Below are 24,047 nucleotides of genomic sequence, written 5' to 3'. Positions count from 1 at the left end.
ATGGGTGGTTGCGATCAGGCGATCGGCATGACGGGGACGGCGGCGCTGACCATCAATGCGGCGACGAACAGCGCGCCGACGAGGCTCAGCGCGTAATGGCGGGCGGTGGTGAAACGGGCGGTCATGCTGTGGTCCTTCCTGTTGCGGGCCGCCGGATTGGCGGCCGATGCCGAAGGAACTGCACGAGCCGTGCCAGTTTTTTTGGTTACGCCAAATCAGTGGCTTAACCGCCAGTGGCGGGCAGTTTGGCAAAAAACGCCGCTTAAATTTGGTGTTTAGCGCCAGTTTCAGGCGCAATTTCCACGCGGTTTCGCCCGCCGCGCTTGGCGGCATAGAGCGCGGCATCGGCGCGCGCCATCCCGGCTTCCTGCCGCTCGGCGGCGAAGACCCGCGCGAGGCCGGCGGATATGGTGACCGCGCCGATGAACGCATCGGTCGAGCGCAGCCTCAATCGCCGGCTCGCGATCGAACTGCGCGCGCGCTCGACCAGTAGGTGCGCCTGATCCAGTTCCACGCCGACGAACAGAACGCCGAATTCCTCGCCGCCGAGCCGGGCGACCAGATGGCCTTCGCATTCGCTGGCGAGCCGCTGGCCGATCGTCTTGAGCACGCGATCGCCCACCGCATGGCCGAAATCATCGTTGACGCGCTTGAAATGATCGACATCGCACAGCGCGATCATCGCCGATGTGCCGGGGGTAAGCGCGGCATAGGCTTCATCGAAGGCGCGGCGATTGGCGAGATCGGTCAGCGGATCGCGCCGCGCATTGCCGCGCGCGACATCGAGCGCGAGGCGCAATTCCTCGGTCTCGCGGGTTGCCGCCTCCAGCCGCGCCTCGACCTGGCGGACGCGCTCGAGCATCGCGCCGGTCAGCCGCGCGATCTCGTCTATCCCTTCGCCGAGCGTATCATGGCGCATCGCCGCCGCGCTGGCCGCGATATCCCGGCCAAAGCCGCTCGTCTCGACATGGATCGCGCGCACCGTATCGGCGAAGCCATCGACCTGCTCCTGCGTCTTGGCGATCAGCGCGACCGGATCGGGCTGATCGACCGGTGGCGCGACTCGCGGAAGATCAGGCCCCCATTCCACCGCCGGGCCGGTGATCGCCTCCCCGCCCAGCGATACGATATCGGCGCGTGATAGCCGCACGCCGCCTTCCGTCAACGCCGTCACGGCCCGCGCCAGATCGCCGTCTGGATCGCTAAGCACGTGATATGAAAATGAATAATGCGCAGGCTCGGGGCTTAGATGGTGTTCGGCCAGGAACAGGCCGATCCGCTCGAACAGACCAAGCGGCGTGCTGCCGTCCTGTACCTGTCGCGCAGCAATGAACTCCACAATATGATCCCCTTGAACGCGCCTTGGCCCCGCTTCCTGCCGGGACACGCCTTGATCGCGGGGCGATATCGGAAAAGCGCTAAGAACTGGTGACCAGAAATTAGCGCTCGTTAAGTTTCCGCACCGCCTCCAGCGTGGAGGAGATATGGCCCGCCGGGCTCATGTCGCTGTGAACGAAGACGATCTTTCCGTCGCGGTCGATCACATAACTCGTCCGGTTGGTAATCTGGCGACCATTGATTGCGCGCGGCAGCGACACATCATAGGCTTTGATGACGCCCGGCCCCGCGCTCGCCACCGCGAACTTGCCGGCGCATTCGCTCGACGAGAATTTCTGCAAATCCTCCACCGTGTCGGCGGACATGCCGAGCACCGTCGCGCCCGCCTTGCGGAAGGCGTCGATATTCTCGGCGAAGGCGCGCGCCTCCGCATTGCAGCCCGGCGTGAAGGCGGCGGGGAAGAAATAGAGCACCACCGGCCCGTGGCGCAGCTTTTCCGCCAGGCTGATCGGCACGACCTTGCCCGCGATCGCGCCGCGCGTGGTGAAATCGGGGGCGGTGGCGCCGGGGGCGAGCGTGGCGGCGGCGGGGGCGGCGATCGCGACGGCGGCGACGGTGGCGATCAGGGGGAGCAGGCGCATGGGAAATCTCCTGGCGAACCGCGTGATCCTAGCGCGATCGCGCCGGTTGCGATAGGCGCGCCGGATGCCGATCCGCCAAGCCGATATCGACCTTGCGCTCCGCCTCGCTGATGCGGCGGGCGCCGCGATCCGCCCCTATTTCCGCGCCGAGCATGGCGCCCAGATCAAGGAGGATCATTCCCCCGTCACGCTCGCCGATCGCGCGGCGGAGGCCGCGATGCGCCGCATCCTCGATGCCGAACGCTCCGGCGACGGGATCGTCGGCGAGGAATATGGCGTGAAGCAAGGCGTGACGGGGCGCCAATGGGTGCTCGATCCGATCGACGGCACCCGCAGCTTCACCGTGGGGCGTGCGATCTTCGGCACGCTGATCGCGCTGGTCGAGGATGGCTGGCCGATCCTCGGCATCATCGACCAGCCGGTGCAGCGCGAACGCTGGCTCGGCGCGGCGGGGCGGCCGACCACGCTCAACGGGCGCGGGATTCGCACGCGGGCCTGCGCGCAACTGGAGGGCGCATTGCTCGCCACCACCAGCCCGCATTGCTTCGCCGGGGAGGAGGCGGACGGCTTCCTCGCGCTCGTCGCCAAGGTATCGGGCGGCCACACGCGGCAGGGGCCGGTCTATGGCGGCGATTGCTACAATTACGGGCTGGTCGCGGCGGGGCAACTCGATCTGGTGTGCGAGGCGGGGCTGGCGCTCTACGACTTCGCCGCGCTGGTGCCGGTGGTGGAGGGCGCTGGCGGGCGGATGTGCGACTGGCACGGCGATCCGCTGAGCGCCGCGAGCATCGGGCAGGTGCTGGCGATCGGCGATCCGGCGCGCACGGATGATGTGCTGGAGGCGCTGCATGGGGCGGCGCATGGGGATGGGCACGAGCATCATTGAGGCGCGGGATCGGGCGGTTTGCGGTGATCGGGCAGGTACGGGCGCTCAAGCTCGATTAGCGACCGTTCGGGTGAAGCCAGCTAGGTTTTGTTCGTTTCACGTGAGTGATCCGCCCAAGTTGAACACTCGGCCTACCAAGTACTACGCCGATCACTTTTCCAGAAACCTCCGCCTGGAAGAAACGCCGCTCTGGTGGCTCGCTGAGCGGCTTTCCTTCGGTCGCAGGCAAGATGAAATCTGCTGGCAGATCGGCACCAACGCCACCATCGCATGAAACGGGGAACATGCTAGGGCGGGCGTCGTAGCCAGCGAAGACGAGGACCGTCCCGTGAAACCTTGAACCTTGTTTCAGGTCACTTGCTTGCCAACACGACGGAAGGCGCAGGGACGTCGAGTTGCATGACCCGAGCGTTGTTGCTGCGACCAAGGCTAATCCGATGCAGCGGTGGGCAACTACGCTCGACGGGCTGTTCATATCGGAAAAGTGCACTACTGAACAGTCGTCTGCAATCGGGAAGCGCGGGCTCGGCTCCGAACGACAACAGGCGCGGCGGTAGCTGTCGGGCTCCTCATTCGGCGCTGCGTCGCTCTCGATAGTTCTCTAGCCAGCGGATGCAGTTCTCAAACTTTTTGCGCTGCCGAGAGTTGGCGGCAATTCCGAAGCGCATACGGCATCACGAGATTTCCCGATCTAGATCTGCCAAACTCAGTTTGGCCAATCCTTCTTCATGATCCATGATGCCGCTGCGCTTACCCATGGGCGCAAATTACCGCCGTCGGCGAGCGGCAACAGTTGGGCTGTGGTCGGGTCAGACACAAGGTCGCCAGCTGCGCCGCAATCCGCCCAATAGCGAGGTCAGCTCGGAGCGCACCACCGCGACACTCAACCCTCCCGCTCACTCACTCCGCGTCAGCGGCTGCCCCGGTATCGGAATCCATTCCTTTTCGTCGCCGATCACGCGCGGGAATTCGCCCGCCATCCAGGCGCGTTTCGCTTCCTCGATCCGATCGCGCGAGGAGCTGACGAAATTCCACCACACATGGCGCGGGGTGGCGAAGGCCGCGCCGCCGGCGAGCATCGCGCGTGCGCCGCCGGTCGAGCGCAGCGTCGCCGCCACGCCGGGGCGCAGCACGTAGAGGCGCTGCTGCTCCAGCGGCGTGCCCTCCAGCGTCGCATCGCCCGCGACGAGGTAGATCGCGCGCTCGTCCGCACCGGCGTCGATCGGGATCGCGCCGCCTGCGTCGAGCGCGATATCGGCGTAGATCGTGCCGCTATAGGTGGTGGTCGGCGCGGCGGCCCCCCATAATTCGCCCATCACGATGCGCGCGCGGGCGCCGCGCGCATCAAGCTGCGGCAGCGCGCGCGCCTCGATATGCTCGAACGCGGGGGCGATCTCCTCGCGGCCATCGGGGAGCGCGAGCCACGTCTGGATACCGGACAGCGCCGGGCCGCCGGCGCGCACATCGGCGGGGGAGCGTTCCGAATGGACGATGCCGTGCCCGGCGGTCATCAGATTGACCGCGCCCGGCTCGATCCGAACGTCATTGCCCAGCGAATCGCGATGCTCGATCGCGCCTTCGAACAGATAGGTGACGGTGGAAAGCCCGATATGCGGATGCGGGCGCACGTCGATCCCGCCGCCCGGCGGCAGGTGCGCCGGCCCCATCTGATCGAAGAACAGGAACGGCCCCACCATCGTCCGCGCGCGCTGCGGCAATGTGCGATGCACCCTGAAGCCACCGAGATCATGGCTTGTCGGCAGCAATGTCTGTTCGATCAGATCGTCAGGACTGAACACGATCGGTCGCCTCCAGCATCGCGGCAAGGTCCGCAGGATAGATGGTTTCGGGCCAGCCGGCGATCTCGTCACGCGCGAACCAGCGCCATTCGGTCATCACCCGTCGCTCAAGCGCGGTGTGGCGCGACGAATCGACATCCCCGCCCGCGATATCGACGCGGAACCAGCGTTCGTCGGCGATCACCGCGACACGCTCGATGGTGAGGAATTCCACCGTGCGCTGCGCCACTTCCGGCCCCGGATCGGCATGGATTCCGGTTTCCTCCAGCAACTCGCGCCGCGCGGCGGCGGCGTAGCTCTCGCCCGCGTCGAGCGCGCCGCCGGGTGTGCACCAGAAGGGCGCGCGTTCATCGCCGGTGTCGAAACGGAACAGCAGCACGCGCGCCTGCCCATCGACGAGCAGGATGCGCGCGGCGGGGCGCTTCGCCTTCACACGGCCTCGCCCGGCGCGATCGCGCGGATCGCCAGCGCATGGACATGATCGCGCAGCAGATCGGCGAGCGCCTGATTGACCAGCCGCTGGCGCTGCACGCGCGACTGGCCGGTGAAGGCGGCGCTTTCAACGACGACGCGAAAGTGGCTTTCGCCCGATCCGTCGTCACCCATATGGCCGCGATGCTGCGCGCTTTCGTTGAGCACGTCGAGGCGAATGGGGGCGAGCGCGGCGGTGAGCCGGGCGGCGATTTCCGTGGCAATTGGGCCGGTGGCGATATCGGTCATCGTGCCTATATAACGGGCTTTTGCGGGAAAGGCGTGCAATAGGGTGAGCGACAGGAAAGAGCGGCCGAATACGCGCTTTCACGGTCGGATCGCGGGGGATCGCCCCTGCGCCGCATCGGGATGCGCGGCACCGGGCGAATTCCGTGCGCCGCCGCTCGAAGGCGCGCGCGGGGACGGCCCGCCCGCCTTCCGCTGGTTCTGCCTCGATCACGTCCGCGCGTTCAACGCCGGCTATAATTATTTCGAGGGCATGACCGCCGACGAGATTCACGCCGCGCAAAGCCCGATGGCGGGGTGGGAGCGCGAGACCCGCGCCTTCGCGCGCGCGGGCACCGATCCCGGCCCGCGCTGGGCCGATTTCGCCGATCCGCTCGACGCGATCAGCGCGCGTTTCCGGCGCGAGGTTGCGCCCGAGCGCAAGGATGGCAAGCCGCTCTCGGGGCAGGATCGTGCCAGCCTGAAGGTGTTGGGGCTGGAGCCGGACGCCGATCGCCACGCGCTGCGCCGCCGTTATTCGGAGCTGGTGCGGCGTTATCACCCCGATCGCAACGGCGGGGATCGCGCGCACGAAGCTACGCTGGCGAAGGTGATCGCCGCCTATCAGCAATTGCGGCAGGCGCCCGCCTTCGCGTGACGGCGGGGCTTCACCCCTCGCGCTTCATCCGTTCCTGCCGCGCCTGTTCGCGCTCGCTTGGGCGGGCGAGCTGGAAATCGCCGATCGGCACCGCGCCCGCCGGTTCGTAGGTCGCGAATGTCACGCCGGTGGCCGCGGCGCGATGCTCGACCAGCCGGAGCGCGAATGGCGGCGTGCCCGCGCCGAACAGCCGCTTGCCCGAGCCGAGCACGACCGGGAAGGTCATCACCAGCAACCGATCGACCAGCCCGGCGGCGAACAGCGCGGGATAGAGCGTGCTGCTGCCCTGAATCAGCAGATCGGGGCCGTCGCCCGCCTTGATCCGCGCGATCTCCGCGATCGAGCCGACACGATGACTGTTCTGCCAGTCGAGCGGATCGCGCCCATGCGTGACGACATATTTCGCGACGCGGTTGAACAGGGCGCCGATCGGATCGTCCGCGCCGACATAGGGCCAGTGCGCGGCGAAAATCTCCCACGTCTTGCGCCCGAGCAGCAGATCGAACGGCGCGCCGAACAGCCCGCCCATCGCCTCCTCCGTCGCCGGATCCCAGAACGTCGCGGTCCATCCGCCGAGCGTGAAGCCGCCGGTCCAGTCCTCGCGCGGCCCGCCCGGCGCCTGCATCACGCCGTCGAGCGACTGGAACACCCCGCCGATGATCCTACGCATCGGCGGTTTCCGCCACGCGCCGCGCGACTTCGCCAAGCTGCTCGGCGCACACGCCCCAGCCCGCCGCGAAGCCCATCGCGTCATGCGCATTCATGTCGGCGGCGCTCCAGTGGCGCGCGCTGGCACGATAGGCGGTTCGACCGTCCGGTGCGTCGGCCAGCGTGAACATCCCGACGATGGCGACCGGCTGCGCGGCCTGCGGCACCCAGCCTTCGCCCAGCGCGTTGGTGAAGACGATCCGCTCGCCGGGCACCACCTCCAGCAACATGCCGTCGCCGCCGTGCACTTCGCCATCAGGCCCGTGCATCGCGAGCGAAAATCGCCCGCCGGAGCGCCAGTCCAGGGCGACGATCCTGGTCGACCACGGGCGCGGGCACCACCATTCGATGATATGGTCGGTCATCGCGCGCCACACCGCCGCGCGCGGGGCATCAATGATGCGCTCGATCGCCAGTTCCTCGTTCACGGCGCTCATGCCGATATTTCCTCGCCGCGGCGCGCGCGCTCGATCGTGGCGATGTCGATCCTGCCCATCGTCATCATCGCCTCGAACACGCGCTTCGCCACCGCCGGATCGGGATCGCTGATCCCGTCCATCAGCACGCGCGGGGTGATCTGCCACGAATAGCCCCAGCGATCCCTGCACCAGCCGCACTGGCTCTCCGCGCCGCCGTTGCCGACGATCGCATCCCAGTAACGATCGGTTTCCGCCTGCGTGTCGGTATAGACCTGGAAGCTGACCGCTTCATTGGGGGTGAAGTTCGGGCCGCCGTTCAGCCCCATGAACGGCTGGCCGAGCAAGGTGAACAACACGGTGATTTCGTTGCCCGCCGCGCCGCCGGGATAATCGGACGGCGCCTTGTTCGTGGTTTCGACATGGCTGTCGGGGAAGGTGCGGGCGTAGAATTCCGCCGCCTTGCGCGCTTCGCCATGATCGAACCACAGGCAGGTGCGCATCTTCAGCATCGTCGCTCTCCCGGTTATTTGCGCGGGCCGACCAGCCCGACCACGAAGCCCTCTGGATCGGTGATGGTGGCGGCATGATCGCCGCCGGGAATCTCGCTCGGGCCGTTGAGCAACGCGCCGCCACGCGCCTGCGCCCTGGCGATCGCGGCGTCGATATCGGGCACGTTGATATACCAGTTCCACCGCGCGGGCGCGCCGCCCCCGCCGCCGGGCATAACCGCGCCGGGGCGGAAATCCGCGCCTTTGCCGATAAAGGCATAGTCGCCCATCTCGCCCATCGGCATCGCCCCGGCCTTCTCCCAGCCGAACAGCTTGCCGTAGAAAGCGAAGGCGCCATCCGGATCGGGGGTGGCGAGTTCGATCCATACCGCATGGCCGGGTGCGCCGGGCGCGGGCGCGAACGCCAGCGACGGTTCGGGGCTGCTCCCGGTCATCAGCATGAAGCCCACGCCCTGCGGATCGGCGACCGCAGCGAAGCGCCCGATATGCGGGATATCCATCGGCCCGAAATGCACCGCGCCGCCCAGTTCCCGCACCCGCGCCGCAGCGGAATCGACATCGCCGGTGGCGAAATAGATCGCCCAGCCGCTGGCCGATCCCATCCCCGGCGGCGGCTTCATCAGCCCGCCGACGCCGGCCCCGTCTCCGGCGTTGGCGATGCGATAACCGCCATGTTCCGGCATCGGCGAGGTGGTGACGTTCCAGCCCGCGACGCCCGCGTAGAATTGCTGTGCCTTGTCCGGATCGGCGGTGCTCAGCTCGAACCAGATCGGGGTGCCTTCGTCGTTGCGCATAGAAAGTGCCTTTCAGCCTGCGGTGTCGAGGATCGGCGCGAACCCGCCGAAGATCGCGAGTTGCCCGTTCCACGGCGCGGGATTGGCGCGCATCCGTTCATCCTGCATCAGCGCCGCCATGCCTGCGTCGCGGGTCTGCTTGTCGGGCCATTCGATCCAGCCGAAGATCACCGTTTCGCCGGGTTTGGCCTGCACCGCGCGCTGGAAATCGGTGACCTTGCCCGGCGGCACATCCGCACCCCAGCCATCGACCACGCGGGTCGCGCCCTGTTCGAGGAACAGCGCCGCCATCCACCGCCCGTGATCGACGAAGCCGGCGCGCGCGCCATCGGGCACGGCGGCGACGATGCCATCGACATAGCCGACCGGCCCGTTCGGCCCGGCGGCGAATTCGAGATCATAACCAGCGTAGATCATCCGCTGCATGTCGAACGGCACCGGGTCGCCCGGCTTCATGCGGTCGTCCTGCATCATTGCGGCGGCGGCTTTGTCGCAGGTCGCGCGATCGGGCCATTCGATCCAGGAGAAGACGATATTCTCCTCCTCCGCGGCATTCACCGCTTTGCGGAAATCGGTGCGCGTGCCGTCCATCACATTGTCGCCCCAGCATTCCACGATGCGCGTCGCGCCATATTCGGCGAAGATTGGCGCGGCCTTGGTGGCGATGTCGCGATAGGCGTCCTGCCCGGTGCGTTTCACCGGGATCACGAACCCCTGGAAATAGCGCATTGTTCCTCTCCCCGGCTCAGGCCGCGACCGGCTGATCAAAGGTTGCGAGGTGATCGGCCATCGCTTTGCGGTGCGCGGGCCGCGCCTCGCCGCGCGCGACATAAGCGGCAAGGTGCGTGAAACGATCGAGCGCGTCCGTTCCGCGCAAGCCGCCCAGCACGGACACCATCATCAGATCGCCGACGGTGAATTCATCGCCGTCGAGCCACTGCCTGTCGCCCAATGCGTTATCGAGATCGGCGAGCCGCGCGTTGAGATCGGCCACCACCTTGTCATGCCGCATCGCGGACCATGGCCGGTCGGCCTCGAAAACATCGTTGACCGCGAGCGCCATCACGAACGGCTCGACCGAGTTGAGCGCGGCGGCGAGCCACTGGATCGCATGGGCGCGCTTCACCGGATCGGCGGGCACGAGCTTCCCCGCCTTTTCGCAGATATGGAGCACCATCGCGCCGGATTCGAACATCTCAAGCGCGCCATCGCGATAGACGGGCACCTGGCCGAACGGCTGGAGCCGGCGATGCTCGGGCGTTTTGGCGTCCGCGATCAGCACGGCTTCATAGGGCTGGCCGACCTCCTCGCACGCCCAGCGCGGGCGGATATCGCGGACGAAGCCGCGCGCGAACTCCGGCACCCAGCCGAAGGTGATGATCTGTGGGATGTCAGGCATCGCTCTCGTCCTTGTTATGATTGTCGTTGTTTTCAGGCCTGTGCCGGCGCGAGCGCCTGTTCGGCTGCCGCCATGTCCATCCACAGCGGCTCGAACACATGGCCGTCCAGATCCTCGAACGCGCGGGAATACATGAAGCCCAGGTCCTGCTTGTCGCGCGCTTCCCGGCCACCAGCGGCGATCGCGGCTTCGGTGATCGAATCCACCTCCGCCCGGCTGTCGCGCGACAGCGCGAGCAGCGCGCCGCTCACCGTCTTGGCGTCGATGATCTTCTTGGTGGTGAAAGTGGCGTAGAATGCGTGATCGAGCAGCATGAACATGATCGTGTCCGACCATTCCATCGCCGATGCCTGCTCGTTCGAGAACATCGGGTTCTTCTTCATGCCGATCGCTTCGTAGAAGGCGGTGGCCCTGGCGACGTTGGTAACGGGCAGATTCACAAAGATCATTTTCGTCATCTTTTGCCTCTTTATGGTCGCGAATCGTTGCTTGCGGTTTGTGCGCGTCGAAGTTACAAAAAACAACCATGAAGTTAGAAAAAGTGACCAAACGAGATCGGGCGACGACGAAACGGTGGTATGACGATGCCTGCGGCACCGCGCTGGCGATGGAATTGGTCGGTGAACGCTGGGCGCTGTTGATCGTGCGCGAGTTGATGTTCGGCCCGCGCCGGTTCGGTGAACTCAGGGCCTCGCTCAAGGGGATCAGCGCCAATGTGCTCACCCAGCGGCTTGAAGGGCTGGAGCGCGCGCATATTCTGAAACGCCGCAGGCTGCCCCCGCCCGCCAGCGCGCAGGTCTATGAACTGACCGCCTGGGGCTATGCCGCGGAGGAGCCGATCAAGATCCTTGGCGCCTGGGCGGCGCGCTCGCCTGACCATGATCCGACCTTGCCGCTTTCATCGGCGTCGATGATGCTCTCGTTGCGGACGATGATGGATGCGGCGCGCGCGCGCGCGCTGCCGCCGATGACGCTGGGCTTCGCGTTCGGCGCCGAGGCGTTCACCGCGCGACTCGCGGATGGCGATCTGGTGATCCGGCGCAGCGAGGGGGATGCCGAGGTGCATTTCTCGACCGACGCCCGGACGATGGCGAACATCGTCTATGGCAAGCAGCCGATCGAACAGGCGGAGGCGGCAGGCGCGCTGGTGTTCACCGGAAACCGCGCCGCCGCGCGTGCGTTCATCAATCTCTTCGCGCTTCCGCCCAAGGCGAAGGTTGAATAACCGGCCTCCCCGCGCTTAAGGCAGTGGTGTTACTTCGCGAGGCGCGCATGACTGATATTCCAAACACCCAGCCCGACAGCCGCGAGACGACGATTCTCGACGCGCCGGACAAGATGGTCAGCGTCCGCGACCTGTTCGGTATCGACAGCGACATGAAATGCCCGGCGTTCAGCGAGGCGGACGAGCGCGTGCCCGATCTCGATCCCGCCTATGTGTTCGATCCCGATACCACGCTGGCGATCGTCGCGGGGTTCGCGCATAACCGCCGCGTGATGGTGCAGGGCTATCACGGCACCGGCAAGTCGAGCCATATCGAGCAGGTGGCCGCGCGCCTGAAATGGCCGTGCATCCGCATCAACCTTGATGCGCATATCAGCCGCATCGACCTTGTCGGCCGCGACGCGATCGTGCTGCGCGACGGCCAGCAGGTCACCGAATTCCGCGAGGGCCTGTTGCCATGGGCGCTCCAGACGCCCACCGCTCTGGTGTTCGACGAATATGATGCGGGCCGCCCGGACGTGATGTTCGTGATCCAGCGCGTGCTGGAGACGGAGGGCAAGCTGACGCTGCTCGACCAGAATCGCGTGATCCGCCCGAACCCGTGGTTCCGCCTGTTCTCCACCGCCAACACGGTTGGCCTCGGCGACACCAGCGGCCTCTATCACGGCACCCAGCAGATCAACCAGGGCCAGATGGACCGCTGGAACATCGTCGTCACATTGAATTATCTGCCGGCGGCGACCGAGGCGCAGATCGTGCTCGCCAAATCGGGCGAATATGACAAGCCCGAGGGCAAGAAGCTGGTCGACGACATGGTCCGCGTGGCGGACCTGACGCGCAAGGGCTTCATCAACGGCGATATTTCCACGGTGATGAGCCCGCGTACCGTGATTACCTGGGCACAGAACGCGCTTATCTTCGGCGATGTCGGCTTCGCTTTCCGCCTGTCGTTCCTCAACAAATGCGACGAGGCGGAACGGCCGCTGGTGGCGGAATATTACCAGCGCGTGTTCGGCAAGGACTTGCCCGAAAGCGTGGTGAGCCGGGCATAAGCGGTGGCTGAACGCACCCCGCTCGATCGGTTCAAGGATGTGCTTGGCGGCACGGCGCGTGCGCTCGCCGACGAGCCGGAGGTCGAACTCGCCTTCACCGCCGATGCGCCGAGCCAGTCGGGCAAGCATCTGAAGGTGCCGATGCCCGCCCGCGCGCTGCCGGCGGATCAGGTGGCGGAGGCGCGGGGGTTCGCGGACGGTTTCGCGCTGCGGCTGAAGCATCACGATCCCGCGCTCCACCTGCGCGGTGCGCCGCATGAGGCGGTGGCGCGCGCGGTGTTCGACGCGGTGGAAACCGCGCGGATCGAGGCGCTGGGCAGCCGCGGCTATACCGGAATCGCGGACAATCTGGCGACCGCGCTCGATGTGAAATTGCGCGCCGATCCGATCACCCGCGCCCGCACCCGTGAGGAAGTGCCGCTGTCCACCGCGCTCGGGCTGATCGTGCGCGAGCGGCTGACCGGGCGCGAATCGCCGGCGCTGGCCGCGCCCGGCCTCGCGCTGGTGCGCGACTGGATCGACGAGAAAGCCGGCGACGATCTCGATTCGCTTGCGCTCGCGCTCGATGACCAGCGCGCGTTCCAGAGCCTTGCACGGAAATTGCTCGAGGATCTCGAACTGGTGCAGGGCGAGGAACTGCCCGAGGATACCGACGACGGTGACAGCGACGATCAGAGCGCCGACGACGAGCAGAGCGACGACGGCGAGCAGGACGACAGCGAAGGCGGGCAGGGCGAGGCGCAGATCGAGGCGCGCGGCGAACAGCGCGACGCCGAGAACGAAGACGGCGAAGGCCAGGAAATGGGCGACGACGTCCAGGATATGGACGGCGAGCCGGGTGACGATGGCGAGGAGGGGATGCAGCCGGTGCGCCCCAATCGCCCGTTCGCCGATCTCTCCCCGCAATTCGATTATCGCGTGTGGACGAACGAGTTCGACGAAGTGATCGCCGCGACCGACCTGTGCGACGCGGACGAACTGGTGCGGCTGCGCGCCTATCTCGATCAGCAGCTCGTCCATCTGCAATCGGTGGTGTCGAAGCTCGCCAACCGGCTCCAGCGGCGGCTGATGGCGCAGCAGAGCCGCTCATGGGATTTCGATCAGGAGGAAGGGTTGCTCGATGCGGCGCGGCTGGCGCGCGTGGTGGTCAGCCCGGATATGTCGCTGTCATACAAGATCGAGCGCGACACCGAATTCCGCGATACCGTCGTCACGCTGCTGATCGACAATTCCGGCTCGATGCGCGGGCGCCCGATCTCGATCGCGGCGATTTCCGCCGATATCCTCGCGCGCACGCTGGAGCGGTGCGGCGTGAAGACCGAGATTCTGGGCTTCACCACCCGCGCGTGGAAGGGCGGGCAGAGCCGTGAGGCGTGGCTTGCCGCCGGTCGCCCGCCGCAGCCGGGGCGGCTCAACGACATCCGCCATATCATTTACAAGAAGGCCGATGAGCCGTGGCGGCGCGCGCGCGCCTCGCTCGGGCTGATGATGCGCGAAGGGCTGCTCAAGGAGAATATCGACGGCGAGGCGCTGATGTGGGCGCACGCGCGGCTTGTCGCGCGGCCGGAGGAGCGGCGCATCCTGATGGTGATCTCGGATGGCGCGCCGGTCGACGATTCCACGCTCAGCGTCAATTCCGGCTCGTATCTGGAACGGCATCTGCGGCAGGTGATCGACTGGATCGAGCGGCGTTCGCCGGTCGAACTGGCCGCGATCGGCATCGGGCATGACGTGACGCGTTATTACAGCCGCGCGGTGACGATCATGGATGTCGATCAGCTTGGCGGCACGATCATCGAGCAACTCGCCGCATTGTTCGATACGCCGTGATCGCGGCGCCCGCCGACGGGTTTGCCGGGCCGGTCAAACGCTCCATCACGATCGCGGGGCATCAAACCTCCGTCAGCCTTGAGCCGCTGTTCTGGCGCGCGCTGGAGGCGGCGGCGGCGGCGCGCCAATTGCCATTGAGCGCGCTGGTGGCGGAGATCGACGCATTGCGCATCGCGGCGCCCGCCCCGCCCAATCTGGCGAGCGCGTTGCGTAGCTGGCTGTTCGACACGTGCTGCGGCGCCGATGAGAATCTTTCTCAATAGCATTGACTGTGAGAACGACTCGCAATAGCGAGGCTCCCGAAGGGGAATCTCGTGTCGAACAAGTCCGTATCGTTTCTGGCGCTGTCGTGCGTCGGGTTCATTGCCAGCGCTCCCGCCGGTGCGAACACTCCCGCGAATGTTGAGGCTCCGGATGCGGATGGCGATGTCATTCAGCATTCCGACGTGATCGTCAGCGGTGAGCGCGATCGCCGCGACGCCAATCCCAAATTCATCGCCCCGCCCGTCAACACCCCGCGCTCGATCGTGGTGCTTCCCGCCGAAACGATCGAGCAGACCGGCTCCGCGACGCTCGCGGACGCGCTGCGCACTGTGCCTGGCATCACCTTCGGCGCGGCTGAGGGCGGCAACCCGGTCGGCGATCGCCCGTTCATCCGCGGCTTCGACAGCCAGGGCTCAACCTATGTCGATGGCGTGCGCGATTTCGCGGCGCAGAGCCGCGAAGTGTTCGCGGTCGAATCGATCCAGATCATCCGTGGTTCGGACACCACGCTCGGCGGGCGCGGCAATGCCGGCGGCACGATCAACATCATCTCCAAGACGCCGCAGAAGGACAGTTTCGTCCGCGCGACCGGGAGCTATGGCACCGCCGATTACAAGCGCGTTACGGCGGACGTGAACCAGCGCCTTTCCGATCAGATCGCGGTGCGCGTCGAGGGCATGTATCACGATCAGGATGTGGCGGGGCGCGACGCGATCTGGCAGCGCCGCTGGGGTGTCGCGCCGTCGATCACGATCGGCGTGGATGCGCCGACGCGGCTGACCATCGGCTATTATCATATGGAAAGCCACGAACTGCCGGATGCGGGCATTCCCTATCTCTACACGATCAACAATTCGCCCAAGCCCGGCTATGTCCTGTCGGACCCTGCGATCGGGCGCATCATCACCGCCAACGGCCAGGCCGGCAATGTCGATCGCGCGACCTTCTACGGGCTGAAGGATCGCGATTTCCGCGATACCGCGATCGACCAGGCGACGATCCGCGCCGAGCATGATTTCGGTGGCGTCACGCTACGCAACACCTCGCGCTTCACGCACAATTATCAGGCGTATATCCTCTCCCAGCCGGATGATTCGCAGGGCAATGTCTACAATAGCGGGCAGGTGTGGCGGCGCGCCAACACGCGCTATGGCTATGCCGACTCGGTCGTCAATCAGACCGATCTGTTCGGCAAGTTCGAGACCGGCGGGATCAAGCACAGTTTCGCGGTGGGCGCCGAACTGGCGTGGGAAAAGGCGCGGCGCGGGGCGTTCGTGACGCGTGGGCTGGTCAATGCGGCAGGGAACGAGATTCTCTCGACGGGTTCGACGGTCTCGCCGCGTTGCACCCCGGCGGCGGTGTCGCGCTATAATTGCACCAGCCTGTTCAGCCCCAATCCGAACGATCCATGGGTCAATTACGCTTCCGACACTTCGACCACGCCGGCGGCGATCGTTCGCAACTTGCCGATCGCGGAAACGCAGAATGATGCCAACACGATCGGCATCTACGGCTTCGATTCGATCCAGCTTGCGGAGCCGCTGATCCTGAACGTCGGGCTGCGTTACGATCGCTTCCATTCGCGGGTCCGCCCCGGCCAGCCGATCACCGCGACGCGGGTGATCGAGTTCGAACGCACCGATGAATTGTTCAACTGGCAGGCAGGCCTCGTGCTCAAGCCCACCCGGAACACCAGCATCTATGCGAGCTACGCCACCGCCGCGACCCCGCCGAACAGCCTGTTGGGCGAAGGATCGGAGGGCAATGCGCTGCCGACGACGGGGGCGACGGCAAATATCTTGAACGCGCTGAAGCCCGAGAAGACCAGATCCTATGAGATCGGCGCGAAGGCCGATGTGCTCGGCGGGCGGCTCAGCCTCGCAGTCGCCGCGTTCCAGACCGACACGGACAATGCCCGCGTCACCGGCGAGGACAATAATGTCCAGTTCATCGGCAAGCGCCGCATTCGCGGTGTCGAACTGAGCGCGACCGGCACGATCCTGCCCGGCTGGACGATCTTTGGCGGCTATACGCATCTCGATCCGAAGATCGTCGATGGCGGCTTCACGGCGCTCGCCGTCGCGGCGAATGGCGCGGCAAAGGCGACGACGTTGCTGGTGCCGTCGGTCAACAACGGGCGGCAGGCGCCGCAGACGGCGCGCGACAGCGTGTCTTTGTGGACCAACCTCACGCTGTTCAGGCGATTGCAGATTGGCGGCGGCGCCTTCTACGTCAGCCGCGTGTTCGGCGGCTATAGCGACAACCGCAAGGCAGTGCAGGACGCGAACGGGGTAATCACGCTGATCCCCGCCACCACGGTGATCTCGCGCTCCGTGCCGGGCTATACCCGCTTCGACGCGCGGATCGGCTTCGACGTTACCGAGAAGGTCAATCTCAGCGTCAACGTGCAGAATCTGACCGACAAGACCTATTTCACCCAGGCCTATGCCTCGCATTATGCGACGATCGCGCCGGGCCGCGCGGCCTTTGCCACGCTGTCGGTGCGTTACTGAGCGATGGGTGACGCGACCGATCTGTCGCGTGACGAAATCGCCGCGCGCCTTTCCGGTTCGCCGAAGGAGCGCGCGGCGTTTCTGCGTGAACTGGCCGATGCCGGCGTGGCGGAGGCGCAGGCGCTGCTCGGGCAATTGCTGCTCGACGGCAACGGCGTGGCGCGGGATGCGCGCGCGGCGTTTCAACGGTTCGAGCAGGCGGCGCGGCAGCATCATGTGATGGCGCTCAACATGGTCGGGCGCTGTTACGATCTCGGCTGGGGCGTCGGCATCGACAAGGCGCGCGCGGCGGCGTGCTTCCGTGTCGCCGCCGCGCGCGGGCTGCCCGAGGCGCAATATAATTATGCCACGGCGCTGGCGCTGGGCGAAGGCGTGGCGGAGGACAAGGCGGCGGCGCTCGCGCTGTTCGAGCAGGCCGCGGCGAGCGGTTATGCCAAGGCGATCAATCATGTCGGCAGCTTCGCCGAGGATGGCTGGGCCGGGCCGCGCGACATGGCGAAGGCGGCGGATTGCTATGCCCGTGCTGCGGCGGGCGGCGATTTTCGCGGCTGCTTCAACCATGCGCGGATGCTGGGCGCTGCTGGCGCGGTGGATGAGGCCTTGCCATGGCTGCGCCGCGCGGGCGAGCTTGGCAATGCGCGGTTCGTGGCGCAGGCGCTGGCGTGGCTCGATGCGAGTGACGTGCCGGGTTTCGCCGATCGTGGCGCAATGGCGCTGAAGGAAGGTGCAGGATGCTGATCGCGATTCCGGACGTGCTCGATGCGGGCGAGGTGGCGCGGCTGCGCGCGCTGATCGACGCGGCGGAGTGGATCGACGGCAATGCGACATCCGGTCCGCAATCCGCGCTCGCCAAGCGCAACCAGCAATTGCCGGAGGATAGCGCCGCCGCGCGCGAGGCGGGCAATATGGTGCTCGACGCGCTGGGCCGATCGGCGCTGTTCGTTGCGGCCGCGTTGCCGCTCAAGGTGTTTCCGCCTTTGTTCAACCGCTATCAGGGCGGCGAGGCGTTCGGGCTTCATGTCGATAACGCGGTGCGCATCAGGCGCGGCAGCGATTTCCGTATCCGCAGCGACCTGTCCGCCACCCTGTTCCTGGCCGATCCGGACAGTTATGACGGCGGGGAATTGGTGATCGAAGGCGAGTTCGGCACGCAGGACGTGAAGCTTCCCGCCGGCCATATGGTGCTCTATCCGGCATCCAGCCTGCATCGCGTGACGCCGGTGACGCGCGGCGCGCGGATCGCGTCTTTCTTCTGGATCCAGTCGATGGTGCGTGATGAAGGCGCGCGGCGCATCCTGTTCGATCTGGATCAGTCGGTGCAGGCGATGGGGCAGGATCGCGGGCAGGACGATGCCGCCGTCATCCGGCTGACCGGCGTTTATCACAATCTGTTGCGGCGCTGGGCGGACGCGTAGCGGGCTCACGCCTGCTGGATATATTCCCGCATCGCCGCCGCATCGGCCTCGATCATCTCTATCCGGTATTTCACCAGATCGCCGATCGAAACGATGCCGATGACACGGCCCGCCTCGACCACCGGCAGATGGCGGACGCGCCGCCGCGTCATCAGCGAGAGCGCGGCGAGCACGGGCTCGGCCAGCGTAACCGTCATCGCCGGCGCGGTCATGGTTTCGGATACCGGGCGCTGGAGCATCGCGGTGTCGCCGCCCGCCAGCCCCAGGATCACGTCGCGTTCGGAAAACACGCCGATCACCGCCCCGCCGTCGATCACCGGGACAGCGCCGATCCGGTGCCGGGCGAGCAATGCGATCGCCTCCGCAACCGTCTGCGTCGGGCTGACGCAGATCACGTCCCGCCCCTTGTTGCCGAGGATCGCCGCGATCGTCATGGTCCGTCTCCTGCCATGTGGGGTAGTAGCGTCTCACTTTTCCGCGCTAATGGCAAAGGATGAACGATCAACGATCCGCTCTGGACGATCCCGATTATGCGCGCTTCGCGTGGAGCCGCTTTCGTCGCATTCTGGCATGGGTGGGATTGATCGGGGTGATCGCGGCAATCGTCTCGGTATGGGCGCTGGGCCGCATTTACGGGCCGCTCGGCTGGGTCGCCACGCTGGCGACGATCGGCGGGGTGATCGCAACGGTGCTGATGGCCGGCGCGCTGATGGGGCTGGCGTTTCTCAGTTCGGGCACCGGCTATGACGAGAGCGTGGACGATCTGGGCGGCGATCCGAAATAGCCGCGCGTCGGACGCGTCCGATCGCATCGTCGCATAGCCGCGCATGAAAAAGGGGCCGGCCTCCCATCGGAAGCCGGCCCCTTTTTCATTTGGCCGCGGCAATGCGCCGGATCAGCCCGCGCTCGCTTCCACATCGGTGGTGCGGCGGCGGCGGGTGCGCGGCTTGGGCGCCTCGACCGGCTCGCCCTCACTCGCGATCACGCCCTCGATCGGCACGATGCCGAGCGACGGGGGCAGACGCTCCGCGTCCATTACCTCGATCGCCTCGGTTTCAGCCGCGACGCGACGCGGGCGTCCACGCCGCGGGCGCGGCGCTTCGTCGGCGATCGTCTCGGTGGTGGGCTCGCCGGCCATTTCAGCCGCCGCTACCGGGGCGGGCGCGCCATCGTCCGAGCGATCGGCTTCGGCGTAGCGCGGCGCTTCGTCGCGACGGTTGAAATTGCGCTCACGCGGGTTGCGCTCGCCGCGTTCCTCGCGACGGCCATCATCACGGCGAGGCTGCTGTTGCCGCTGATCCTCGGCGCGGGCCATCTCGCCCTCGTCACCGAAATCCTCGTCATTGTCGAAATCGTCGCGGGGGCGGCGATCGCGGCCCTGTTCCTCGAAGCGACCGCGCTGATCGGCGAGGACGCGGAAATAATGATCCGCGAATTGCAGATAATATTCGGTGTTGACCCGATCGCCCGAAAGCTGCGCGTCGCGCGCCATGTTCCGGTATTTTTCAAGCAACTGGGCGGCATTGCCACGCGCGCGGCTGTCGATCCGATTGCCGCTGTCGCGCTGCCCCTGTCCACCGCCGCCACCAGGCGAACGCTGCCCACCACCGCGACCGCGACGACGGCCACTTTGACGATTGTTGATCAAATTACTGTCCTCGTCCTCGAACCCAAATCGGCCCTATCCCCGAACGCATCCATCCTGGACTTCACGGTGCAGCTTCCCCCGGCCCACCGCTGCGCGAATCACTCGCGGGCTTGGGCCTGCCACGGCCACCGGACTACAGCGGCTTATGACGAAAGGTAGGCAACTTGCCTGATTTCAACCGCTTAAGCTGATCTGGCGTGCCCCTACCGGCTTCTTAGCCGCTGAGCCGGCGTTCTCAAAGCGAAATGTTGGTCTTTCGCGCGCGGGTTTCAAGGCGTGATAACAAGGCAACGCTGATGCCCGGCCAGATCGCGGCGCAGCGTTACCGCGAATCCCGATGCCCGGAACAAGGCGGCGGCGCTGTCACCCTGATCGAAGCCGATCTCGATACAGGCGATGCCCCCCGGCGCGAGCTGGCGGCGAAGCAGCGGGGCGAGGCGCCGATAATCGTCCAGCCCGTCGATGCCGGCGAACAGGGCGGAGGCCGGCTCATATTCCGCCACCTCGGGCGGCAGCGTCGCGCCGTTCGCGATATAGGGCGGGTTGCACAGGATCAGATCGAACGCTTCGCCGGTGCCTTCCCAGCCGCCTTCCGCGATCGTGGCGCGGCCAGGGGCGAGGCGCGCGGCATTGCCGCGTGCAACGGCGAGCGCATCCGGGGAGGCATCCAGCCCGATGCCGGTCGCCTCCGGCCATTGATCGAGCGCGGCGAGCAGCAACGCGCCCGATCCGGTGCCGAGATCGAGCACGCGCTTCGGCCCGGCGGTGCCCGCGAAATGATCGACCGCCGCCTCGATCAACGTCTCGCTATCGGCGCGCGGGATCAGCACGCCGGGCGCGACCGCAAGGTCTATCGTCCAGAAGGCGCGGGTGCCGGTGATATAGGCGATCGGCTCATGCGCGGCGCGGCGATCCACCAGCATGGCGAAGGTGGGCGGGGCGCGGTGATCGCCGAGCGTCAGCAGCAGCCGTTCGCGCGTGATGCCAAGCGCATGGGCGAGCAGCAGCTCCGCGTCGAGCCGCGGCGTGGCGGAGAAGGCGAAGCGCGCCGCCGCTTCGGAAAGGGCGGCGCGGGCGGCGCGCCGCGGCGAAGCCGCGTCGTCGGACGGGATCATAGACCCCGCCGGCCGGGCTTGGCCGAGTCTTGTCGCGACGCGCGACAAGCCGGCCTACGCGGCATTCAACGCCGCCAGCCGCTCCGCCTCGTCCTCGGCGATCAGCGCCCCGATCAGTTCGTCCATCTCGCCTGCCAGGATTTCCGGGAGCCGGTGGAGCGTCAGGTTGATGCGGTGATCGGTGACGCGGCCTTGCGGGAAATTATAGGTGCGGATGCGTTCCGATCGGTCGCCCGATCCCACCATGGACTTGCGCGCGCCGGCACGCTCGGCATGGAGCCGCTCGCGTTCCAGTTCGTAAAGCCGCGTGCGCAGCACCTTCAGCGCCTTGGCCTTGTTTTTGTGCTGTGATTTCTCGTCCTGCTGGATCACGGTGAGCCCGGTCGGGATATGGACGATGCGCACCGCCGAATCGGTGGTGTTGACCGATTGGCCGCCGGGGCCGGACGAGCGATAGATGTCGATCCGCAAATCCTTGTCGTCGATCTGCACGTCCACTTCCTCCGCCTCGGGCAGCACCGCGACGGTCGCGGCGGAGGTGTGGATGCGCCCGCCGCTTTCGGTGACGGGTACGCGCTGGACGCGGTGGACCCCGCTTTCGAACTTGAGCCTGGCGAACACGCCCTGCCCGGTAACGGAGGCGACCACTTCCTTGAACCCGCCGACCTCGCTTTCGGAAGCCGAGATCAGTTCCACCCGCCAGCCCTGGGTTTCGGCATAGCGTTGATACATTCGGAACAGATCACCCGCGAACAGCGCCGCCTCATCGCCGCCGGTGCCGGCGCGCACCTCCAGCATCGCGGAACGCTCGTCCGCGGCGTCGCGCGGGAGCAGCGCCAGCGCGAGCCTGCGATCGGCGGCTTCCAGCGCGGCCTTGTTCTCGCGCAATTCCTCCTCGGCCATCGCGCGCAATTCCGCGTCGGCATCCTCGGTCATATGCGCGAGGCTTTCCGCCTCTTGCCGTAGCCGCCGCACCTGCGCCGCCGCGACCGCGACCGGCTCAAGCTCCGCATATTCCTTCGACACCGCCACGAAGCGTTCGCCCGACAGATCGCCGGTCGCCATCAGCGCGGCGAGTTCATCCCGCCGCGCCTCGATCTGGCGGATACGGTCGAGCGAGATGGCGATCATTGGCCGAAGCGTTGCTCGAAGATCGCGCGGGCTTTGGCGGCGCCCGCGAACGCCTCGTCGAGCAGCCTGAAGCTGTGCGACTGCGCGCCATCGCGCACGTCGAGCGAGACGATTGCCGCCGGCTTGCGCTCCATCGCCTTGCTGAAACGCTTGCGCGGGCTGCCGGTGACGAACAGCTCCGCCGAAAGGCCGCCCTGCCGCAGCGCGCCGGTGAGCGCCATCGCATCGGATTCGCGATCGCGGTTCTCGGCGACCACCGCCACGTCTGGCCGTTCCGCCGCCGGCTCCTCGATCAGCATCGCCAGCCGTTCGACGCCCGCCGCCCAGCCGACGCCCGCTGTCGCGGGGCCGCCGAGGCTTTCGACGAGGCCGTCATAGCGCCCCCCCGCGAGCACGGTGCCCTGCGCGCCCAAACGGTCCGTCACGAACTCGAACGCGGTGTGGCGATAGTAATCCAGCCCGCGCACGAGCCGCGAATTGCGCGTCCACGCCACGCCCGCCGCGTCGAGACCCCTCGTCACGCTTTCAAAGAACGCGCCGGCTTCGGCGGTCATGAAATCGTCGATGCCGGGTGCTGCCTCCGCGATCGGGCGATCCCGCGCGTCCTTGCTGTCGAGGATGCGCAGCGGGTTCTTGTCGAGCCGCGTCACGCTGTCTTCGGAAAGCTCGCCGCGATGCCGCTCGAAATGCGCCACCAGCGCATCGCGCCACGCATCGCGCGTCGCGGCGTCTCCCAGCGTGTTGAGTTGCAGCGTCACCCCGTCGGCGATGCCGAGTTCGTGGAGCAACTGATCGGCGAGACACAGCAGTTCCACATCGGCCGAAGGCTCCGGCGCGCCGAGAATCTCGGCGTCGATCTGGTGGAACTGGCGATAGCGGCCCTTTTGCGGGCGCTCATAACGGAACACCGCGCCCGATGTGGCGAGCTTCAATGGCGCGAATTGCTGCCACCCTTCGGTGATATAGGCGCGCGCGATGCCGGCGGTGAATTCCGGGCGCAGCGTCAGCGAATCCCCGCCCTTGTCCGGGAAAGTGTACATCTCCTTCGAGACGACATCGGTGGTTTCGCCGATCGAGCGCGCGAACACCTGCGTATCCTCGAACACGGGGATATCGACCCGCCCGAAGCAATAGAGCCGGCGGACGCGATCGAACGTGTCGAGCACATGCGCGAAGCGGCGCTGTTCGGCGCCGAAGATGTCCTGCGTGCCGCGGACGCGATTTGGGGTTTGAATACGAGCCATGATGAAGCGCGGCTATCTATGCGAGGACGCGCGCTGACGCTAGGGTTTGCCGACCGATCGGGGCAGGTGCTTGATGACGCGGCGGAATCACGGATGGCAGATCGGCCAGCGTATCGCGCCGCCGCGTTTCCTGGCGTTCATGGCGATCATGGCGGCGGTGTGGATCGCGGTCGGGCTGGCGAAGGGCTTCGTCTGGGGCCGGGCGATGATGATCGGGTTCGATGCCGGCGCATTGTTCTTCCTCCTCTCGCTATGGCCGCTGCTTGGTGACGACGCGGGCGACGTGCGCGCGCGGGCCAAGGCGAACGACACCAATCGCGCCGGGCTGCTGGCGATCACCGCGCTGGTGACGATCGTTATTCTGGTGGTGGTGGCGAACGAACTGATGACCCGCCCTTCCGGCCATTCGATCGCGCTGGTCGTCGTCACATTGATGCTGGCGTGGCTGTTTTCCAATATCGTCTATGCGCTGCATTACGCGCATCTGTTCTACAGCGAACTGGGCGGGAAAGATGCGCGCGGGATCGACTTTCCCGGCGAGGATGAGCCGCATTACTGGGACTTCATCTATTTCAGCTTCACGCTGGGGATGACGTTCCAGACATCGGATGTGAACGTCACGTCACGGCGGATCAGGCGCGTGGTGATCGGCCAGTGCCTTGCCGCATTCGTGTTCAACATCGGCGTGCTCGCGTTCACCATCAACGTGCTGGGCAGCGCGGGCGGGCATTGAGCGGCTGGACGCGGGGCATCGCGCGCGGCT

At 66.6% G+C, this 24,047-nt stretch carries 28 protein-coding genes and 1 pseudogene; 11 read left to right on the top strand and 18 right to left on the bottom strand.

The window, feature by feature from the left end; translation table 11 throughout:
- Positions 1-262: 262 nt before the first annotated feature.
- Positions 263-1,339 carry a GGDEF domain-containing protein gene (locus Q0316_RS05355; RefSeq protein ID WP_298670500.1) on the bottom strand — a complete coding sequence of 359 codons (1,077 nt, stop codon included), beginning with the start codon at positions 1,337-1,339 and terminating at the stop codon, positions 263-265.
- 100 nt (positions 1,340-1,439) lie between these two features.
- The gene (locus Q0316_RS05350; RefSeq protein ID WP_298670499.1) at positions 1,440-1,979 is read right to left on the bottom strand and encodes a peroxiredoxin; all 540 of its coding nucleotides are present in this window, start codon (positions 1,977-1,979) and stop codon (positions 1,440-1,442) included.
- A gap of 64 nt (positions 1,980-2,043) precedes the next feature.
- On the opposite strand from Q0316_RS05350, the gene Q0316_RS05345 reads away from it, so the two are divergent.
- Positions 2,044-2,865, top strand: coding sequence for an inositol monophosphatase family protein (locus tag Q0316_RS05345; protein WP_298670498.1), 822 nt, complete (start codon positions 2,044-2,046; stop codon positions 2,863-2,865).
- Positions 2,866-3,761: 896 nt separating this feature from the next.
- On the opposite strand, the gene Q0316_RS05340 is transcribed toward Q0316_RS05345, so the two are convergent.
- The 3 genes from Q0316_RS05340 to Q0316_RS05330 are packed head-to-tail and all read right to left on the bottom strand — an operon-like array spanning position 3,762 to position 5,384.
- Positions 3,762-4,667 (bottom strand): pirin family protein, encoded by a 906-nt coding sequence (locus tag Q0316_RS05340; RefSeq protein ID WP_298670517.1) that lies wholly within the window; start codon positions 4,665-4,667, stop codon positions 3,762-3,764.
- The gene (locus tag Q0316_RS05335) at positions 4,651-5,097 is read right to left on the bottom strand and encodes an NUDIX domain-containing protein (protein ID WP_298670497.1); all 447 of its coding nucleotides are present in this window, start codon (positions 5,095-5,097) and stop codon (positions 4,651-4,653) included. Before Q0316_RS05335 ends, Q0316_RS05340 begins: the two co-directional genes overlap by 17 nt.
- Positions 5,094-5,384 (bottom strand): BolA family transcriptional regulator, encoded by a 291-nt coding sequence (locus Q0316_RS05330; RefSeq protein WP_298670496.1) that lies wholly within the window; start codon positions 5,382-5,384, stop codon positions 5,094-5,096. The genes Q0316_RS05335 and Q0316_RS05330 overlap by 4 nt, the downstream gene beginning before the upstream one ends.
- A 43-nt stretch (positions 5,385-5,427) precedes the next feature.
- Here Q0316_RS05330 and Q0316_RS05325 point away from each other — a divergent pair, with 43 nt between their 5' ends.
- The gene (locus tag Q0316_RS05325; protein WP_298670495.1) at positions 5,428-6,018 is read left to right on the top strand and encodes a J domain-containing protein; all 591 of its coding nucleotides are present in this window, start codon (positions 5,428-5,430) and stop codon (positions 6,016-6,018) included.
- 10 nt (positions 6,019-6,028) lie between these two features.
- On the opposite strand, the gene Q0316_RS05320 is transcribed toward Q0316_RS05325, so the two are convergent.
- The 7 genes from Q0316_RS05320 to Q0316_RS05285 are packed head-to-tail and all read right to left on the bottom strand — an operon-like array spanning position 6,029 to position 10,305.
- A complete protein-coding gene (locus Q0316_RS05320) occupies positions 6,029-6,688 on the bottom strand; it encodes a dihydrofolate reductase family protein (RefSeq protein ID WP_298670494.1) in 660 nt (219 codons plus the stop codon).
- The gene (locus tag Q0316_RS05315) at positions 6,681-7,163 is read right to left on the bottom strand and encodes an SRPBCC domain-containing protein (RefSeq protein WP_298670493.1); all 483 of its coding nucleotides are present in this window, start codon (positions 7,161-7,163) and stop codon (positions 6,681-6,683) included. Before Q0316_RS05315 ends, Q0316_RS05320 begins: the two co-directional genes overlap by 8 nt.
- Positions 7,160-7,654: a VOC family protein gene (locus Q0316_RS05310; protein ID WP_298670492.1), complete on the bottom strand. Its 495-nt coding sequence runs from the start codon at positions 7,652-7,654 to the stop codon at positions 7,160-7,162. The genes Q0316_RS05315 and Q0316_RS05310 overlap by 4 nt, the downstream gene beginning before the upstream one ends.
- Before the next feature lie 14 nt (positions 7,655-7,668).
- Complete coding sequence (locus Q0316_RS05305; protein WP_298670491.1) at positions 7,669-8,448, bottom strand: VOC family protein; 780 nt, start codon at positions 8,446-8,448, stop codon at positions 7,669-7,671.
- A 12-nt stretch (positions 8,449-8,460) separates the two neighbouring features.
- Positions 8,461-9,177, bottom strand: a complete 717-nt coding sequence (locus Q0316_RS19695; RefSeq protein WP_367179631.1) for a DUF1428 domain-containing protein — start codon at positions 9,175-9,177, stop codon at positions 8,461-8,463.
- A gap of 16 nt (positions 9,178-9,193) precedes the next feature.
- A complete protein-coding gene (locus tag Q0316_RS05290) occupies positions 9,194-9,847 on the bottom strand; it encodes a glutathione S-transferase family protein (RefSeq protein ID WP_298670490.1) in 654 nt (217 codons plus the stop codon).
- A 32-nt stretch (positions 9,848-9,879) separates the two neighbouring features.
- Positions 9,880-10,305: a lactoylglutathione lyase gene (locus Q0316_RS05285; RefSeq protein ID WP_298670489.1), complete on the bottom strand. Its 426-nt coding sequence runs from the start codon at positions 10,303-10,305 to the stop codon at positions 9,880-9,882.
- Between the two features lie 83 nt (positions 10,306-10,388).
- Between Q0316_RS05285 and Q0316_RS05280 the strand changes: the two genes are divergently transcribed.
- Genes Q0316_RS05280 through Q0316_RS05250 form a run of 7 tightly spaced genes read left to right on the top strand, consistent with a single transcriptional unit; the run spans position 10,389 to position 18,146 of the window.
- Complete coding sequence (locus tag Q0316_RS05280) at positions 10,389-11,072, top strand: winged helix-turn-helix transcriptional regulator (RefSeq protein ID WP_298670488.1); 684 nt, start codon at positions 10,389-10,391, stop codon at positions 11,070-11,072.
- 47 nt (positions 11,073-11,119) lie between these two features.
- Entirely contained in the window at positions 11,120-12,124 is a 1,005-nt protein-coding gene (cobS, locus tag Q0316_RS05275) for a cobaltochelatase subunit CobS (protein WP_298670487.1), read from the top strand.
- A 3-nt stretch (positions 12,125-12,127) separates the two neighbouring features.
- A complete protein-coding gene (gene cobT / locus Q0316_RS05270) occupies positions 12,128-13,954 on the top strand; it encodes a cobaltochelatase subunit CobT (RefSeq protein ID WP_298670486.1) in 1,827 nt (608 codons plus the stop codon).
- Entirely contained in the window at positions 13,951-14,217 is a 267-nt protein-coding gene (locus tag Q0316_RS05265) for a ribbon-helix-helix domain-containing protein (protein ID WP_298670485.1), read from the top strand. The genes cobT and Q0316_RS05265 overlap by 4 nt, the downstream gene beginning before the upstream one ends.
- 51 nt (positions 14,218-14,268) lie before the next feature.
- Positions 14,269-16,731: a TonB-dependent siderophore receptor gene (locus Q0316_RS05260; protein WP_298670484.1), complete on the top strand. Its 2,463-nt coding sequence runs from the start codon at positions 14,269-14,271 to the stop codon at positions 16,729-16,731.
- Between the two features lie 3 nt (positions 16,732-16,734).
- Complete coding sequence (locus tag Q0316_RS05255) at positions 16,735-17,469, top strand: sel1 repeat family protein (RefSeq protein WP_298670483.1); 735 nt, start codon at positions 16,735-16,737, stop codon at positions 17,467-17,469.
- Positions 17,463-18,146: a Fe2+-dependent dioxygenase gene (locus tag Q0316_RS05250; protein WP_298670482.1), complete on the top strand. Its 684-nt coding sequence runs from the start codon at positions 17,463-17,465 to the stop codon at positions 18,144-18,146. The genes Q0316_RS05255 and Q0316_RS05250 overlap by 7 nt, the downstream gene beginning before the upstream one ends.
- A 5-nt stretch (positions 18,147-18,151) precedes the next feature.
- Here Q0316_RS05250 and Q0316_RS05245 read toward each other — a convergent pair whose 3' ends face one another.
- Positions 18,152-18,580, bottom strand: a complete 429-nt coding sequence (locus Q0316_RS05245) for a CBS domain-containing protein (RefSeq protein ID WP_298670481.1) — start codon at positions 18,578-18,580, stop codon at positions 18,152-18,154.
- A gap of 59 nt (positions 18,581-18,639) precedes the next feature.
- On the opposite strand from Q0316_RS05245, the gene Q0316_RS05240 reads away from it, so the two are divergent.
- Positions 18,640-18,930: a hypothetical protein gene (locus Q0316_RS05240; protein WP_298670480.1), complete on the top strand. Its 291-nt coding sequence runs from the start codon at positions 18,640-18,642 to the stop codon at positions 18,928-18,930.
- Positions 18,931-19,041: 111 nt separating this feature from the next.
- Here Q0316_RS05240 and Q0316_RS19690 read toward each other — a convergent pair whose 3' ends face one another.
- From Q0316_RS19690 to hisS, 5 genes and pseudogenes are all read right to left on the bottom strand, one after another.
- Positions 19,042-19,461, bottom strand: coding sequence for a hypothetical protein (locus tag Q0316_RS19690; RefSeq protein ID WP_367179634.1), 420 nt, complete (start codon positions 19,459-19,461; stop codon positions 19,042-19,044).
- Positions 19,462-19,602: 141 nt separating this feature from the next.
- Positions 19,603-19,794 (bottom strand): annotated as a pseudogene (locus Q0316_RS19685) (DUF4167 domain-containing protein); the annotation flags it as partial.
- A 269-nt stretch (positions 19,795-20,063) separates the two neighbouring features.
- The gene (gene prmC / locus Q0316_RS05230; RefSeq protein WP_298670478.1) at positions 20,064-20,909 is read right to left on the bottom strand and encodes a peptide chain release factor N(5)-glutamine methyltransferase; all 846 of its coding nucleotides are present in this window, start codon (positions 20,907-20,909) and stop codon (positions 20,064-20,066) included.
- A gap of 54 nt (positions 20,910-20,963) precedes the next feature.
- On the bottom strand, positions 20,964-22,040 hold the full coding sequence (gene prfA, locus Q0316_RS05225) for a peptide chain release factor 1 (protein WP_298670477.1): 1,077 nt from the start codon (positions 22,038-22,040) through the stop codon (positions 20,964-20,966).
- Positions 22,037-23,284 carry a histidine--tRNA ligase gene (gene hisS, locus Q0316_RS05220; protein ID WP_298670476.1) on the bottom strand — a complete coding sequence of 416 codons (1,248 nt, stop codon included), beginning with the start codon at positions 23,282-23,284 and terminating at the stop codon, positions 22,037-22,039. The genes prfA and hisS overlap by 4 nt, the downstream gene beginning before the upstream one ends.
- A 73-nt stretch (positions 23,285-23,357) precedes the next feature.
- On the opposite strand from hisS, the gene Q0316_RS05215 reads away from it, so the two are divergent.
- Positions 23,358-24,017, top strand: coding sequence for a DUF1345 domain-containing protein (locus tag Q0316_RS05215; RefSeq protein WP_298670475.1), 660 nt, complete (start codon positions 23,358-23,360; stop codon positions 24,015-24,017).
- Positions 24,018-24,047: the final 30 nt, after the last annotated feature.

Origin of the sequence: uncultured Sphingomonas sp. (assembly GCF_937871615.1) — a bacterium.
Lineage (GTDB): Bacteria > Pseudomonadota > Alphaproteobacteria > Sphingomonadales > Sphingomonadaceae > Sphingomonas.
This window is presented reverse-complemented; position numbering and strand designations above follow the sequence as displayed.